This window comes from Salmonella sp. JXY0409-18 (assembly GCF_020268625.1).
In the GTDB taxonomy this organism is placed as follows: domain Bacteria; phylum Pseudomonadota; class Gammaproteobacteria; order Enterobacterales; family Enterobacteriaceae; genus Salmonella; species Salmonella enterica.
Map to the genome: position 1 here is coordinate 535820 of NZ_CP084216.1, position 15412 is coordinate 551231.

Annotated in this window: 21 protein-coding genes; 9 read left to right on the forward strand and 12 right to left on the reverse strand. The window is 54.2% G+C overall.

What is annotated here, in order from left to right:
* The first annotated feature begins 35 nt into the window (after nucleotides 1-35).
* Complete coding sequence (gene elbB / locus LDB27_RS02540) at nucleotides 36-689, forward strand: isoprenoid biosynthesis glyoxalase ElbB (RefSeq protein ID WP_000719810.1); 654 nt, start codon at nucleotides 36-38, stop codon at nucleotides 687-689.
* A complete protein-coding gene (mtgA, locus tag LDB27_RS02545) occupies nucleotides 686-1414 on the forward strand; it encodes a monofunctional biosynthetic peptidoglycan transglycosylase (RefSeq protein WP_000044656.1) in 729 nt (242 codons plus the stop codon). The genes elbB and mtgA overlap by 4 nt, the downstream gene beginning before the upstream one ends.
* Before the next feature lie 74 nt (nucleotides 1415-1488).
* Here mtgA and yrbL read toward each other — a convergent pair whose 3' ends face one another.
* The 12 genes from yrbL to LDB27_RS02605 form a co-directional block, all read right to left on the reverse strand.
* Entirely contained in the window at nucleotides 1489-2121 is a 633-nt protein-coding gene (gene yrbL / locus LDB27_RS02550) for a PhoP regulatory network protein YrbL (protein WP_000576806.1), read from the reverse strand.
* Between the two features lie 249 nt (nucleotides 2122-2370).
* Nucleotides 2371-2643 (reverse strand): PTS phosphocarrier protein NPr, encoded by a 273-nt coding sequence (gene npr, locus LDB27_RS02555; RefSeq protein ID WP_000216797.1) that lies wholly within the window; start codon nucleotides 2641-2643, stop codon nucleotides 2371-2373.
* Nucleotides 2640-3494 carry an RNase adapter RapZ gene (gene rapZ / locus LDB27_RS02560; protein ID WP_000243749.1) on the reverse strand — a complete coding sequence of 285 codons (855 nt, stop codon included), beginning with the start codon at nucleotides 3492-3494 and terminating at the stop codon, nucleotides 2640-2642. Before rapZ ends, npr begins: the two co-directional genes overlap by 4 nt.
* Nucleotides 3495-3539: 45 nt before the next feature.
* Nucleotides 3540-4031 carry a PTS IIA-like nitrogen regulatory protein PtsN gene (ptsN, locus tag LDB27_RS02565; protein ID WP_000609332.1) on the reverse strand — a complete coding sequence of 164 codons (492 nt, stop codon included), beginning with the start codon at nucleotides 4029-4031 and terminating at the stop codon, nucleotides 3540-3542.
* Between the two features lie 117 nt (nucleotides 4032-4148).
* Complete coding sequence (gene hpf / locus LDB27_RS02570; protein WP_001176589.1) at nucleotides 4149-4436, reverse strand: ribosome hibernation promoting factor; 288 nt, start codon at nucleotides 4434-4436, stop codon at nucleotides 4149-4151.
* Between the two features lie 22 nt (nucleotides 4437-4458).
* On the reverse strand, nucleotides 4459-5892 hold the full coding sequence (gene rpoN / locus LDB27_RS02575; RefSeq protein ID WP_000809020.1) for an RNA polymerase factor sigma-54: 1434 nt from the start codon (nucleotides 5890-5892) through the stop codon (nucleotides 4459-4461).
* A gap of 47 nt (nucleotides 5893-5939) precedes the next feature.
* On the reverse strand, nucleotides 5940-6665 hold the full coding sequence (gene lptB, locus LDB27_RS02580) for an LPS export ABC transporter ATP-binding protein (protein WP_000224104.1): 726 nt from the start codon (nucleotides 6663-6665) through the stop codon (nucleotides 5940-5942).
* A 6-nt stretch (nucleotides 6666-6671) separates the two neighbouring features.
* Nucleotides 6672-7226 carry a lipopolysaccharide ABC transporter substrate-binding protein LptA gene (gene lptA, locus LDB27_RS02585; protein ID WP_000669770.1) on the reverse strand — a complete coding sequence of 185 codons (555 nt, stop codon included), beginning with the start codon at nucleotides 7224-7226 and terminating at the stop codon, nucleotides 6672-6674.
* On the reverse strand, nucleotides 7195-7770 hold the full coding sequence (gene lptC / locus LDB27_RS02590; protein WP_000047845.1) for an LPS export ABC transporter periplasmic protein LptC: 576 nt from the start codon (nucleotides 7768-7770) through the stop codon (nucleotides 7195-7197). The genes lptA and lptC overlap by 32 nt, the downstream gene beginning before the upstream one ends.
* A complete protein-coding gene (gene kdsC, locus LDB27_RS02595; RefSeq protein WP_000030029.1) occupies nucleotides 7767-8333 on the reverse strand; it encodes a 3-deoxy-manno-octulosonate-8-phosphatase KdsC in 567 nt (188 codons plus the stop codon). The genes lptC and kdsC overlap by 4 nt, the downstream gene beginning before the upstream one ends.
* A 20-nt stretch (nucleotides 8334-8353) precedes the next feature.
* Nucleotides 8354-9340 carry an arabinose-5-phosphate isomerase KdsD gene (gene kdsD, locus LDB27_RS02600; protein WP_000018613.1) on the reverse strand — a complete coding sequence of 329 codons (987 nt, stop codon included), beginning with the start codon at nucleotides 9338-9340 and terminating at the stop codon, nucleotides 8354-8356.
* 13 nt (nucleotides 9341-9353) lie between these two features.
* Nucleotides 9354-10331, reverse strand: coding sequence for a calcium/sodium antiporter (locus LDB27_RS02605; RefSeq protein ID WP_000922736.1), 978 nt, complete (start codon nucleotides 10329-10331; stop codon nucleotides 9354-9356).
* 212 nt (nucleotides 10332-10543) lie between these two features.
* On the opposite strand from LDB27_RS02605, the gene mlaF reads away from it, so the two are divergent.
* From mlaF to murA, 7 genes are all read left to right on the forward strand, one after another.
* Entirely contained in the window at nucleotides 10544-11356 is an 813-nt protein-coding gene (gene mlaF, locus LDB27_RS02610) for a phospholipid ABC transporter ATP-binding protein MlaF (RefSeq protein ID WP_000531566.1), read from the forward strand.
* A gap of 7 nt (nucleotides 11357-11363) precedes the next feature.
* A complete protein-coding gene (gene mlaE, locus LDB27_RS02615; protein ID WP_000925786.1) occupies nucleotides 11364-12146 on the forward strand; it encodes a lipid asymmetry maintenance ABC transporter permease subunit MlaE in 783 nt (260 codons plus the stop codon).
* A 4-nt stretch (nucleotides 12147-12150) separates the two neighbouring features.
* Nucleotides 12151-12702: an outer membrane lipid asymmetry maintenance protein MlaD gene (gene mlaD, locus LDB27_RS02620; RefSeq protein WP_001193591.1), complete on the forward strand. Its 552-nt coding sequence runs from the start codon at nucleotides 12151-12153 to the stop codon at nucleotides 12700-12702.
* An 18-nt stretch (nucleotides 12703-12720) separates the two neighbouring features.
* Entirely contained in the window at nucleotides 12721-13356 is a 636-nt protein-coding gene (gene mlaC / locus LDB27_RS02625) for a phospholipid-binding protein MlaC (RefSeq protein WP_000476475.1), read from the forward strand.
* Complete coding sequence (gene mlaB, locus LDB27_RS02630; RefSeq protein WP_000188843.1) at nucleotides 13356-13652, forward strand: lipid asymmetry maintenance protein MlaB; 297 nt, start codon at nucleotides 13356-13358, stop codon at nucleotides 13650-13652. The genes mlaC and mlaB overlap by 1 nt, the downstream gene beginning before the upstream one ends.
* Before the next feature lie 187 nt (nucleotides 13653-13839).
* Nucleotides 13840-14094: a BolA family iron metabolism protein IbaG gene (ibaG, locus tag LDB27_RS02635; RefSeq protein ID WP_001518349.1), complete on the forward strand. Its 255-nt coding sequence runs from the start codon at nucleotides 13840-13842 to the stop codon at nucleotides 14092-14094.
* A gap of 53 nt (nucleotides 14095-14147) precedes the next feature.
* Entirely contained in the window at nucleotides 14148-15407 is a 1260-nt protein-coding gene (murA, locus tag LDB27_RS02640) for a UDP-N-acetylglucosamine 1-carboxyvinyltransferase (protein WP_000357289.1), read from the forward strand.
* Nucleotides 15408-15412: the final 5 nt, after the last annotated feature.

Consider the following 15412-nt stretch of genomic DNA (forward strand, 5'->3'; position numbering starts at 1 on the left):
AATGGGCTTGAGTCGGTTGCAGGAGGATGTTCACCATGAAAAAAATTGGCGTAGTGCTCAGCGGATGCGGCGTCTATGACGGCGCCGAAATTCATGAGGCCGTTCTGACGCTGTTGGCCATTGCCCGCAGCGGCGCGCAGGCTGCCTGCTTCGCGCCGGATAAACCACAAGCGGATGTTATTAATCACCTGACCGGCGAAGCGATGGCGGAAACGCGTAACGTTCTGATTGAGGCGGCGCGTATTACGCGGGGCGATATTCGTCCCCTGTCCCAGGCTCAGCCAGAGGAACTGGATGCGCTCATTGTGCCTGGCGGTTTCGGCGCGGCGAAGAACCTGAGTAATTTCGCCAGCCAGGGGAGCGAATGCCGGGTGGATAGCGATGTCGTCGCGCTGGCGAAGGCCATGCACCAGTCCGGCAAGCCGCTGGGATTCATCTGTATCGCGCCCGCAATGTTGCCGAAAATCTTTGACTTCCCGCTACGTCTGACAATAGGGACGGATATTGATACCGCTGAAGTACTTGAAGAGATGGGGGCCGAACACGTACCTTGCCCGGTTGATGATATCGTTGTGGACGAGGATAACAAGGTCGTGACCACCCCTGCCTATATGCTGGCGCAGGATATCGCCCAGGCGGCAAGCGGCATTGATAAATTAGTGTCGCGCGTGCTGGTTCTGGCGGAATGAGCAAACGACGCATCGCGCCGTTAACGTTTTTGCGCCGTCTACTTTTACGTATCCTTGCTGCGCTCGCCGTCTTTTGGGGCGGCGGCATTGCGCTGTTTAGCGTGGTTCCGGTGCCTTTTTCGGCGGTGATGGCGGAACGGCAGATTAGCGCCTGGCTGAGTGGAGAGTTCGGTTATGTGGCGCATTCTGACTGGGTCAGTATGGCGGATATCTCGCCGTGGATGGGGCTGGCGGTAATTGCGGCGGAAGACCAGAAGTTCCCTGAGCACTGGGGCTTTGATGTTCCGGCGATTGAAAAAGCGCTGGCGCATAATGAGCGGAATGAGAGCCGTATTCGCGGCGCCTCTACGCTTTCGCAGCAAACGGCGAAAAATCTCTTTTTATGGGATGGACGCAGTTGGGTGCGCAAAGGTCTGGAGGCTGGGCTAACGCTGGGCATTGAAACTGTCTGGAGCAAAAAGCGCATTCTCACGGTTTATCTGAATATCGCGGAGTTTGGCGATGGTATTTTCGGCGTGGAGGCTGCGGCGCAACGGTATTTTCATAAACCTGCCAGTCGCTTGAGTATGTCTGAAGCCGCGTTGCTGGCGGCGGTATTGCCAAATCCGTTACGCTATAAGGCGAATGCGCCTTCCGGCTATGTGCGTAGCCGGCAGGCGTGGATTATGCGCCAGATGCGCCAACTGGGCGGGGAATCTTTTATGACGCGCAACCAGCTTAATTAATTTTGCCGATTGGCGGCGCGAACGCCTTATCCGGCCTGCGATCTGTGTCGTCCAGGCCTGATAAGCACAGGCCATTAAGCTTCGTGAGAAGTAAGCGCCAGCCGTTTCTTGTCTTTTGGCTGCGCGCCCCTCTCCAGGGCAACGGCCAGCGCAGGCTGGGCGATAAACCGCTGCCACGCTCTCTCCAGTTTGCGTTCACAGCACCATGTTGACCAGGTCGCCAGCGGGATAAAGGTACTTTCCCCCAGATTGTCGCAAACCACCGGAACCACTTCTGACTCGCTGATACGCTGGCACAGGATGTTTTGCGGCTTCAGCGACATCGTCACAATATGGTTATCCAGCAGGTAACGTTTCAGTTTTTTCAGTAGCCGCCGCAGGATAGCGACATCCTCTTCATAACGACATTGCGCGGCGAACTCGGTCAGGGTAATAGAGGGCGCGCCGTTGAAATCGGTAATCATGTCGTAGACATAGCCGGTGCCGCAATCGGTTTCTACCGTGCCGTAATAACGGGGGATAGCGCTCCAGTCCGTCAGGTAGCGGGACAGATGCGCATAGTAGCTCAGTTCACGCCGAATCTCTTTATCACCGCCGTGGTTACGGTTGTAAATGACTTTTATGCAACGCCGGGCATTATCCGGATGCGTATAGCATTTACGATGTCGACCGGTGCCCAGCGGAGTCTGTTTGGATAAGAAGATCATGGCAAGTCCTGGAAAAATTTATTCACATAAATTTAGTATGGACAAAGAACTTAAACAAAACCTAAACGAAATTTTTTAAGGTTTTCTTAATGTTTTTATGCATAGGTAAAGCGCACGAAATGTACAAATCTTACGAAAGGGTGGGGCTGCGGGACAAGTGGCAGGCAGGCGTAACACGCCCGGTTTTGGGGTGACTGTCATCAAATACCGGGACGGCGTTGGGGGAAAATAGGGTATAGAGGGGGAGGTTTAGTCTTCGTCAAAGCCGGAATTGAACAGCGCGATAACCGCCGCCAGCGCTTCAACTTCTTGCGGGCCGGTGGCTTCAATTTCGATCTGACGCCCTTTGGCGGAGTCGAGCATTAACAGAGCGATGACGCTATTTGCTTCCGCTTCGGTGCCTTCGTCATTGCGTAATAGCACCTCGGCGTCAAAACCCTGCATCAGTTCGAAAAGCTTCATGGCAGGCCGGGCATGCATGCCCAGCTTATTGGTGACTTCAACAGTTTGCTTTACGGTCATGTTTTGCGTTTTTCCAGCGTGCGATGGCGAGACTGGACATTTTTACCGCGCGAGCGGAAGTAGTCTGCCAGCTGTTCTGCAATATACACCGAACGGTGTTTCCCGCCGGTACAACCGATAGCGACGGTAAGGTAGCTGCGGTTGTTGGTCTCCAGCATCGGTAACCATAGCTCAAGATAGCTGCGAGTCTGATAGATAAAATTGTGAACTTCTGTGTGTCGGTCAAGAAACGCGGCTACCGGCTTATCAAGCCCGGTCATGGGGCGCAGTTTTGGATCCCAGTGCGGGTTGGGCAGAAAGCGGACATCAAACACATAGTCCGCATCAATCGGGATACCATGTTTAAAGCCGAAGGACTCAAATACCATCGTCAGTTCGCGCTCGCGTTTGCCCAACAGCCGGGTACGCAGCATCTCCGCCAGCTCATGGACGGACATTTCTGAAGTGTCGACGATCAGATCCGCACGTGAGCGTAACGGCTCCAGCAAGTCACTCTCTTTATCGATCGCACTCTCTAAAGAAAGGTTTTTGCTGGAAAGCGGATGCAAACGGCGCGTGTCGCTGTAGCGGCGAATTAAGGTATTGCGGTCGGCATCAAGAAACAGCAATTGCGGCGAGAAAGCGCCAGGCAGATTATTCATCGCCTGTTCAAAAATCTCAGGTGATTCAGGCATATTGCGCACATCAATGCTGACGGCGGCGGAAATCTGGCGATCGGCCAGCGTTCGCGCCAGATCGGGCAACAGCACGACGGGGAGGTTATCCACGCAGTAAAATCCCATATCTTCCAGCGCGCGCAGAGCGACAGATTTACCTGATCCGGAACGCCCGCTGACGATCATCAGTACCATGTACCGTTTCTCCTCACAACGACAGAAAGAAATGCCATTGAGTTGTTATGCCTCATTCTGCTCACCTTCGGTGTCAGTAATGATTTGATACAGCTCTTCATCATTCAGCGCCGCGCGCAGGCGGCGGCAGATCGTTTTATCCGCCAGACGTTTCGCTACCAGCGACAGCGTGTGCAGATGCGTTTTAGTTTGATCGGCGGGCACCAGCAGGGCGAAGAGGAGATCGACCGGCTGGTTATCGATGGCGTCGAACGCGATCGGCGTTTCGAGCTGAACGAACACGCCGACGGCGCGTAAGGTATCTTCTTCCAGTTTCCCGTGCGGGATGGCGATACCATTACCAATACCGGTACTGCCCATTTTTTCGCGTGTCAGAATGGCTTCAAACACGACCTGAGGAGGTAAACTGAGCTGTTTTGCCGCCAGTTCGCTGATGATTTCCAGCGCGCGTTTCTTACTCTGACAATGAACGCCGCTACGCGTACACTCCTGGTTAAGTACACTGCTCAGTTGTAGAGTCGTATCGTTATTTATCATAATTTCACCTAAGAACCTGTCCTGTCAGGTTGATGGCCAGGTTCGGAGCGCTAACTGTACAAATGGCCCGTTGTGTCACACAACAGGCCGTCCTGCACTGGCTAACTGCCCGGACAATTAGTGTTGTTTCAGTTTATCTTTATGCCTGGTTAACTGCCTTGCCAGTTTATCAATCAAGCCGTCAATGGCGGCATACATATCCTGGCCTTCCGCGCTGGCGTGAATTTCGCCGCCGTTAACGTGTAGCGTCGCATCCGAGATATGCGTGACCTTCTCCACTTTCAACACCACGTATACCTGATTAATCCGCTCAAAATACTGTTCAAGTTTGGCGAATTTCGTCGTCACAAATTCACGCAGGGCTTCAGTAATTTCGACATTATGTCCGGTGATATTGAGCTGCATAGTGTCTTCCTTATCGGTTGGGTCAAACCAGCTGTTTGCGTTGGTTTGACGGCGGAATGGATAAAGACTCTCGGTACTTCGCAACAGTGCGGCGCGCCACCATGATACCTTGTTCTGACAGCAGAGAGGTTAACTTGCTGTCGCTCAGTGGTTTCGCGGGGTTTTCCGCCGCAATTAACTTCTTCACCAGCGCGCGAATCGCGGTGGAAGAGGCTTCGCCTCCGCCTTCGGTATTGACGTGGCTGGAAAAGAAATATTTGAGTTCAAAAATACCGCGCGGGCTGTGCAAATACTTCTGCGTGGTCACGCGGGATATGGTGGATTCGTGCATCTCGACGGCCTGGGCGATATCCGCCAGTACCATCGGTTTCATATATTCTTCGCCCTGTTCAAAAAAGGCTTGCTGTTGCTCGACGATGCAGCGACTGACACGCAGCAGCGTGTCGTTGCGGCTTTCAAGGCTTTTTATCAGCCACTTCGCATCCTGTAAATTACTGCGGATGAACTGGCTGTCGGCATCGTTGCGCGCGCTGTTGCACATGGCGGCATAGTGCTGGTTAATCTGTAAACGGGGAATACTGTCGCTATTAAGCTCCACCGTCCAGCGACCGTTATGCTTGCGTACCAGCACATCCGGGATAACGTACTCCGGCTCACCGGTCTGGATCGATTGACCGGGTCTGGGATCGAGCGACTGAATCAGGTTTACCGCCTCTTTCAGCACCTCTTCTTTTAGTCGGGTAACGCGCATCAACGTGCGGAAATCGTGGTTGGCCAGCAGATCAAGGTGATCGCAGATAATAAGCCGCGCCTCTTCCAGCCACGGCGTGGATTTGTCGAATTGTGAAAGCTGGATCAGCAGACAGTCGCGAAGATCTTTTGCCGCGACGCCTACCGGATCAAAACGCTGAATGCGCTTCAGAACGGCTTCAACCTCATCGAGATCCACCTCTACATCGCCCATGCTTTCGCGAATTTCGTCCAGGGATACGGTGAGATAACCGGTATCATCTACCGCGTCGACAATGGATGTCGCAATAGCGCGATCGGTGTCCGAGAAGGGCGTTAGCTCAACCTGCCACATCAGATAATCCTGCAACGACTGCGTCGTTTCGCCCTGATAGACGGGCAGCTCATCGTCGATATAATCGCCGCTGGGGCCGGACGGCGTCCCGGCGGTGTAAATTTCATCCCAACTGGCGTCAAGCGGCAGCTCTTCCGGCATCTCTTTTTGTTCGAGCGCGTCGGCGGTATCGAGAGGATCGTTATCCTGAGGTTGCTGAGTGTCGATTTCGTCATGAAGATCGGTTTGCTCAAGCAGCGGGTTATTTTCCAACGCTTGCTGGAGTTCCTGCTGAAGTTCCAGCGTAGACAACTGCAACAGACGGATGGCCTGTTGTAGCTGAGGCGTCATCGCCAGTTGTTGGCTAAGCCTGAGTTGCAAACCTTGCTTCATATTCAGAGTCGTTTTCTCCCGCTAGAGCAGCATAGCCCTCTACCCTATCAGAGTCTGAAGTCTTCCCCAAGATATACACGCTTAACGTGTTCGTCTTGCAGGATTTCTGTCGGCGTACCGTGGGCAATAAGGTGGCCCTGGCTCACGATATAGGCGCGTTCACAGACTGCCAGCGTCTCACGGACGTTATGGTCGGTGATCAGCACGCCGAGCCCGCTATCGCGCAGATGCTCGATAATGCGTTTGATGTCGATAACGGAAATCGGGTCAACGCCGGCAAACGGTTCATCCAGCAGGATAAATTTGGGATTAGCGGCCAACGCGCGGGCTATTTCTACACGACGGCGTTCACCACCGGACAGCGCTTGTCCCATACTGTCGCGCAGATGCTCAATATGAAACTCTTCCATCAGCTCGTTGGCGCGGTCTTCTCGCTGTTCTGCGGTCAAATCGTCACGAATTTGCAGTACCGCCATCAGGTTATCAAATACGCTGAGACGGCGGAAAATAGAGGCTTCCTGCGGCAAATAGCCGATACCGCGGCGCGCGCGCGCGTGCAGCGGCAGCAGACTGATATCTTCATCATCGATGATGATATTGCCCGCGTCACGCGGCACGATACCGACGACCATATAAAAGGTGGTGGTTTTACCCGCGCCGTTTGGACCGAGCAGCCCGACAATCTCCCCGGAGTTAACGGTCAGACTGACATCTTCCACTACGCGACGGCCTTTATAGGCCTTCGCCAGATTCTTTGCAGTTAATGTTGCCATAACGAATTAGTTACTCTTCTTTTGCGCCGGAGTCTGGCCTTTGTTTTTGTCTTGCAACTGCGACGGCACCAGAACGGTGGTGACGCGTTTGCCTTTCTCGCTGAAGGCCTGCATTTTCTGCTCTTTCACCAGGTAGGTGATTTTGTCGCCGGTAATGTTGCTGTCAAGCTGCTCCAGATAAGCGTTGCCGGTTAGCACCACAAAATCTTTCGCCAGCTCGTAGTGCATATGGGAAGCGTGGCCTTTCACCGGCTTACCGTTGTCCTGCATCTGGTAGAAGGTGGCCGGATTGCCGTAACCGTCGATCACCTCTTTCCCCTGTTCGCCGCCAGGGCGGGTAACCACGACTTTATCGGCGTTGATCTTAATCGTGCCCTGGGTCATCACCACGTTGCCCGTAAAGGTCACGACGTTGCCTTGCATATCCAGCGACTGTTGATCCGAGTCAATATGAATAGGCTGTTCGGTATCGCCCGTGACGGCGAAAGCCGGAATGCTGGCGGCCAGCAGCGAGCCGGCAAGCATAAGATTAAGGCTGAGTTTGTTTGTTTTGAATTTCATAAGAGGTTCTAACCTTTTCAATCAGCTCGGCGTTCTTGCTGCGTAAGTTACCGCGCATTTTCAGTCCGCTGGAGTTAAATGTTGTGCCGTATAACGTCACCAGATCGTTCGAGGTAACATCCTGCGTCACCAGATTAATCTGCGCGTTATCGGTGGTAATTCTGCGTAATTGAGCGTCAGGCACCAGGGCGTTGACTTCAACATGACCATACAGATAGAGCATCCGATCGTTAGTCAATTTGGCTTTATCGGCCTTGATCGACCATGTCGGCACTTTATCCTTATCAAAGGTGGTTAATACCGGTTGCGTAAACCATGAGACCGCCTGATCGGAAAAATATTCAACGTGCTGCGCGATCAGACGATAGCTCAACGCGCCTTCCGGACTGTACACGACGGTATCCGTATGCTCGCTTTTATACGTGGGATCGTTGCTGTTGACCATCACGGCAGCAGGATCGTCTTTATCCGCCAGATTGATACCAATCAGTACCAGAATGGCCAGCGACAGTAGAATGATAACCCAACGTCTGGTTTTACTCATATCGATTGCCCTTTGGCCTCATCCAGCTTGCCCTGCGCCAGCAGCAGCAAATCGCACACCTCACGTACCGCGCCGCGCCCGCCGGCAATGTGCGTCACATAGTCAGCGCGGGGGATCAGCAGCGGATGCGCATCCGCAACGGCAACGCTTAACCCCACTTTTTCCATCACCGGCCAGTCAATCAGATCATCGCCGACATAGGCAACATTTTCCGGCGCAATGGCCAGTTTTTCCAGCAGATCGCTAAAGGCGATCAGCTTATTCGACTGTCCCTGATAAAGATGGACAATCCCCAGCGTGGCGCAGCGATCTTCTACAAGTTTAGCCTTTCGTCCGGTAATAATGGCAACCTCGATATTGGAGGTCAAAGCACAGCGAATGCCATAGCCGTCACGAACGTTGAAAGCCTTCAGCTCTTCGCCGTTATTGCCCATATAAATCAGGCCGTCAGACAATACGCCATCCACGTCCAGGATGAGCAGGCGGATATTCTCCGCTTTGGTCATGACATGGGTGCTGACGGGGCCATAACAGGTCGCAAGCGACGCACCTGCTTTACTCATCGTTAATTATCCTTGAGTTTCTACACGACGCCTGCACGCAGGAGATCATGCATATGTAACACACCGAGTAACTGGTCGCCATCAGCAACCAGTACGGAGGTGATATGGCGGGACTGCATTAAATTCAGCGCATCGACAGCGAGAATACCGGGACGCACGCGAATGCCCCCTGGCGTCATCACCTCGGCGATCCCCAACTGGCGCATATCGCCGCCCATATCGAACACGCGACGTAAATCGCCGTCGGTGAAGATACCGTCAATCTTCATGGATTCATCGCAAATGACGGTCATACCGAGATTTTTACGCGTAATTTCTAGCAGCGCATCACGCAGGGTGGCATGTTTATTAACATGCGGGATCTCATCGCCAGTATGCATAATATCGCTTACGCGCAGCAGTAGCTTACGTCCCAGCGCGCCGCCAGGATGCGACAGAGCGAAATCCTCGGCGGTAAAGCCGCGCGCTTTTAACAATGCCACGGCGAGCGCGTCGCCCATCACCAGCGTTGCGGTGGTACTACTGGTAGGCGCCAGTCCTAACGGACACGCTTCTTTGGGCACTTTAACACACAGATGCACATCTGCCGCACGCGCCATGCTGCTTTCCGGTCGCCCGGTAATGCAAATTAACGGCACGTGCAGCCGTTTAAGCACCGGTATTAGCGCCGCGATCTCGCTGGATTCGCCGGAGTTGGAGATAGCGATAACCACATCCTGCGGCGTAACCATCCCCAAATCGCCGTGCGCGGCTTCGCCCGGATGTACAAAAAAGGAAGAGGTGCCGGTACTGGCGAACGTGGCGGCCATTTTCCGTCCGATATGGCCGGATTTTCCCATCCCCATGACCACCACTTTTCCGGTGCAGTTGAACATTTTTTCACAGGCCAGCGTGAAATCCTGGTTGATATATTGATCAAGCTCCGCCAGGCCTTCACGTTCAATTTCCAGGACCTCTTTGCCTGCCTGCTGAAAGTCAAACCCCGGTTGCAACGCTAAATGCGACATAATCCGTTTCCAGTTATCCAACAAGAAGTGGCGATAGCCAATAGAGCATCGCCAGCCATACGATAAACCCGCCGGTCAGCAGTATACCTGCGCCCCGGCCAATCTGGCGCGGATGCCGCCAGCAAAGTAAAGCGAAAACCACGCTAACCAGCAACATCACGCTATAATCTCGCCCAAACGCCAGCGGGTTGATCTCCCCCGGCGCGATCAGCGCAGGTAGTCCCAGCACGATGGCGAGATTAAAAATATTGGCGCCAATGAGATTACCAACGGCAATATCATTTTCGCCTTTTCGCACGCCGGCAATCGCCGTCGCCAGTTCTGGCAGACTGGTGCCGACGGCGATGACTGTCAGACCGAGCGTTAATTCACTCATGGCGAAATAGTTCGCCAGCACCGTAGCGTTATCGATTACCATGCGCGTCGCCATCGGCATGATGACCAGCGCAATGCCCAGCCATAAGAACGCGACGGGGAGCCCGCCTTCGCGCGGCAGCTCCGCCAGTTGTTCGCGGGTGAGGCTGTCATTCCCCTGGCGTTCGGCCAGACGCGCGATTTTAACAATGAATAACAGCCATAGCACAGCCAGAAGCAGGAGAAAGATACCATCACTGCGGCTTAACTGTCCGTCATGCAGTACGGAACCGGCTACCACGCTAACAAATAACATTAATGGCAATTCGCGACGTAAAACATCGGAATGCACGGTAAATGGACGAACCAGCGCCGCCAGCCCTAAGATCAGCAAAATATTGGTGATGTTAGAACCGAGCGCCGCGCCGACGGCCAAATCGAGCTGACCGTGTAGCGATGCGGCGGCCGACACAATAATTTCCGGCAGCGAGGTGCCGATACTCACGACCGTCATCCCGATGATCAGCGGGGGAATACCGAATGTACGGCATAAAATAGAGGCCGCAAACACCAGACGATCGGCGCCGTAGGCCACCAGAAGCAAACCAATTATGAGTAGCGCCATCGCTAAAAGCATCTAAAGTCCTTTCTTCAGGTATACTCGCCGGTCCCCTGGAAGGGATATCTGGAAGCCGTAACGAAGTCCTAATTTTGACTTTATGCGGCTAAAAAGTAAAACGAATGCCAGCTTTCGCTAACCCTGTCAGTTAATATTCTGTAATTATGTCGAACCCATGGTTAAATTCAGCGCCATGGTTACCTCAACAAGGCAATACGAAGGATGAATCAATGGGTCAGTCTGCGGCCAATTTAGTCGATATGCGCGACGTCAGCTTTTCCCGTGGCGAACGCTGCATTTTCGATAATATTTCCCTGACGGTGCCGCGCGGGAAGATCACGGCGATCATGGGGCCGTCGGGCATCGGTAAAACCACGCTGTTGCGCCTGATTGGCGGACAGATCCCGCCGGATAAGGGCGAGATCTTATTTGATGGCGAGAATGTGCCGGCCATGTCCCGTTCGCGGCTCTACACCGTCCGTAAACGTATGAGTATGCTGTTTCAGTCGGGAGCGCTGTTTACCGACATGAACGTGTTTGACAATGTGGCCTATCCGCTACGGGAGCACACCAATTTACCCGCGCCGCTGCTAAAAAGCGTTGTGATGATGAAACTGGAAGCTGTCGGGCTGCGCGGTGCGGCAAAACTGATGCCTTCCGAGCTCTCCGGTGGGATGGCGCGTCGCGCCGCGTTGGCGCGCGCCATCGCTCTGGAACCGGATCTCATCATGTTCGATGAGCCGTTTGTCGGCCAGGACCCGATTACCATGGGCGTTCTGGTGAAGCTGATTTCAGAATTGAACAGCGCGCTGGGCGTGACCTGCGTGGTGGTCTCGCATGATGTGCCAGAGGTGCTCAGTATTGCGGATCACGCCTGGATCATGGCGGACAAAAAAATCGTCGCTCACGGTAGCGCTCAGGCGTTGCAGGAGAATACGGACCCGCGCGTGCGTCAGTTCCTTGACGGCATTGCCGACGGGCCGGTTCCGTTCCGCTATCCGGCGGGCGACTATCACCTTGATTTACTCGAAACAGGGAGTTAAGCCACTCATGCTGTTAAATGCGCTGGCAGCACTCGGACACAGCGGGATCAAAACCGTCAGGACGTTCGGGCGCGCCGGGTTAATGTTATTCAATGCGATTATCGGTAAGCCGGAGTTTCGCAAACATGCGCCGCTGCTGGTGCGCCAGCTTTATAATGTGGGCGTCTTGTCGATGCTTATCATTATTGTCTCCGGCGTATTCATCGGTATGGTGCTGGGGCTGCAAGGCTATCTGGTTCTGACTACTTACAGCGCGGAGACCAGTCTTGGCATGTTAGTGGCGCTTTCGCTGCTGCGCGAGCTGGGGCCGGTGGTCGCGGCGTTGCTGTTTGCCGGGCGGGCCGGGTCGGCGTTGACGGCGGAAATCGGCCTGATGCGGGCGACGGAGCAGCTCTCCAGTATGGAGATGATGGCGGTCGATCCATTGCGCCGGGTGATTTCGCCGCGCTTTTGGGCGGGCGTGATTTCGTTGCCGCTACTGACCATTATTTTTGTGGCGGTCGGTATCTGGGGCGGCTCGCTGGTCGGCGTAAGCTGGAAGGGAATCGACGCCGGGTTCTTCTGGTCCGCGATGCAGAATGCCGTCGACTGGCGTATGGACCTGGTGAACTGTCTGATAAAGAGCGTGGTGTTCGCCATTACGGTAACATGGATTGCGTTATTCAACGGTTATGACGCAATACCGACTTCTGCCGGGATTAGCCGGGCAACGACGCGTACCGTGGTTCACGCATCGTTGGCCGTTCTGGGGCTGGATTTTGTGCTGACCGCACTGATGTTTGGGAATTGAGTTCATGCAAACGAAAAAAAATGAAATTTGGGTAGGCGTTTTTTTGCTGGTAGCGTTGCTGGCGGCGCTGTTTGTTTGCCTGAAGGCGGCAAATGTGACCTCTATGCGCACGGAGCCGACCTATAAGGTTTATGCGACCTTCGATAACATCGGCGGTCTGAAAGTGCGTTCCCCGGTACGCATCGGCGGGGTGGTTGTCGGGCGGGTTGAAGATATCTCGCTTGATCCGAAAACATACCTGCCGCGCGTAACGCTCGACATCGAAGAGCGTTATAACCATATTCCCGATACCAGCTCGTTGAGTATTCGAACTTCCGGACTGCTGGGGGAGCAATATCTGGCATTAAACGTCGGTTTTGAAGATCCTGAGCTGGGAACGTCTATCCTCAAAGATGGGAGTACGATTCAGGACACCAAGTCTGCAATGGTGCTGGAAGATATGATTGGCCAGTTCCTTTATAACAGCAAAGGCGACGACAATAAGAATTCTGGCGATGCGCCAGCCGCAACGGAAGGTCATACTGAAGCCACAACGCCCGCGGGCGAAACGAAATAATCTCAGGAGAATTGAGGCATGTTTAAACGACTGATGATGGTGGCCCTGCTGGTCATTGCGCCATTAAGCGCAGCAACGGCAGCGGATCAGAGCAATCCTTATAAACTGATGAACGAGGCGGCGCAGAAAACTTTTGATCGCCTGAAAAACGAACAGCCGAAAATTCGTGCCAACCCGGATTACCTGCGCGACGTTGTTGATCAGGAACTTCTGCCGTACGTGCAGGTAAAATATGCCGGCGCGCTGGTGTTGGGCCGCTACTACAAAGAGGCGACCCCGGCGCAGCGTGAAGCCTATTTTGCAGCGTTTCGCGAATACCTGAAACAGGCATACGGTCAGGCGCTGGCGATGTACCACGGTCAGACTTACCAGATAGCGCCTGAGCAACCGCTGGGCGATGCGACCATTGTGCCTATCCGTGTAACGATTATCGATCCCAACGGTCGTCCGCCGGTACGCCTGGATTTCCAGTGGCGCAAAAACACTCAGACCGGCAACTGGCAGGCGTATGACATGATTGCGGAAGGCGTCAGCATGATCACTACCAAGCAAAATGAGTGGAGCGATCTGCTGCGTACTAAAGGCATTGACGGCCTGACCGCACAACTGAAATCTATCTCTCAACAGAAAATTACTTTGGACGAGAAACAGTAATGACGCCGCAACTCACCTGGACGCGTGAGGCGGACACTCTGGTGCTGGCGGGAGAGCTGGATCAGGACGTGTTGGCGCCGCTATGGGACGCGCGCGTAGAAGCGATGAATGGCGTTACCCGTATCGACCTGAGCCAGATCTCCAGGGTGGATACGGGGGGACTGGCGCTGCTGGCGCACCTTGTGAACCAGGCAAAAAAGCAGGGCAATGCCGTGTCGCTGTCTGGCGTTAACGACAAGGTTTACGCGCTGGCGCAATTATATAACTTGCCCGAAGACGTACTTCCCCGTATGTAATGAATGCCGGATGGTTTATCCGGCCTACACTTCGCATGATCCCCGTAGGCCGGATAAGTTGCGTTAGCAGCACCATCCGGCACTTTTACCGCGCTGATTTATCAGCGTAATCTTTTGCTTATTTAAGACGGCGCGACTTTGCTCTAAGATGTTGGGCTGTTTTCACTATTTGACGAATAAAGAACCCATGGAAAATCATGAAATTCAGAGTGTGCTGATGAATGCCCTCTCCCTCCAGGAAGTCCACGTCTCCGGCGATGGCAGTCACTTTCAGGTTATTGCCGTGGGCGAGATGTTTGACGGCATGAGCCGGGTCAAGAAACAGCAAACGGTCTATGGGCCGCTAATGGAGTACATTGCGGACAACCGTATCCATGCCGTATCGATCAAAGCATATACCCCGGCGGAATGGGCGCGCGATCGTAAACTTAACGGATTTTAAGCTACGGGTAACCTGCCGGTAGCGGAGATGAATGCTTAACTGAGAATACAATAATGGATAAATTTCGTGTACAGGGGCCAACGACGCTCCAGGGCGAAGTCACAATTTCCGGCGCCAAAAACGCCGCGCTGCCGATCCTGTTCGCCGCTCTGCTGGCAGAAGAACCGGTAGAGATCCAAAACGTTCCAAAACTGAAAGACGTGGATACGTCGATGAAGCTCCTGAGCCAATTAGGTGCGAAAGTGGAACGCAATGGATCGGTACACATTGACGCCAGCCAGGTGAACGTGTTCTGCGCGCCTTATGATCTGGTTAAGACCATGCGCGCCTCGATATGGGCGCTGGGGCCGCTGGTTGCCCGTTTTGGTCAGGGACAAGTCTCTCTGCCGGGGGGCTGTACTATCGGCGCGCGTCCGGTGGATCTGCATATTACCGGTCTGGAACAACTGGGTGCGACCATCAAGCTGGAAGAGGGCTACGTAAAGGCCTCCGTCGAAGGACGTCTTAAAGGGGCGCATATCGTGATGGATAAGGTCAGCGTCGGCGCGACCGTCACCATTATGTGCGCCGCTACGCTGGCGGAAGGGACGACCATCATTGAAAACGCCGCGCGCGAGCCGGAAATTGTCGACACCGCTAACTTCCTGGTTACGCTGGGGGCGAAGATCGCCGGGCAGGGCACCGATCGTATTACGATCGAGGGCGTAGAGCGTCTGGGCGGCGGCGTTTATCGTGTGCTGCCGGATCGTATCGAAACGGGGACTTTCCTGGTGGCGGCAGCGATCTCTCGCGGCAAAATCCTCTGCCGTAACGCGCAACCGGACACTCTGGACGCGGTACTGGCGAAACTGCGCGATGCTGGCGCGGATATCGAAGTGGGCGAGGACTGGATTAGTCTGGACATGCACGGCAAACGACCGAAGGCGGTCAATGTCCGTACCGCGCCGCACCCGGCATTCCCGACCGATATGCAGGCGCAGTTCACGTTGCTGAACCTGGTGGCGCAAGGGACGGGCTTTATCACTGAAACCGTCTTTGAAAACCGTTTTATGCACGTGCCTGAACTCAGCCGCATGGGCGCGCGTGCGGAAATTGAAAGCAATACCGTCATATGCCATGGCGTAGAAACGCTCTCTGGCGCCCAGGTCATGGCGACAGATCTGCGGGCATCTGCGAGCCTGGTGCTGGCGGGCTGTATTGCGGAAGGCACGACGATTGTGGATCGCATTTATCACATCGATCGCGGTTATGAGCGCATCGAAGACAAACTGCGCGCGCTAGGCGCGAATATTGAACGCGTGAAAGGCGAATAACCTTC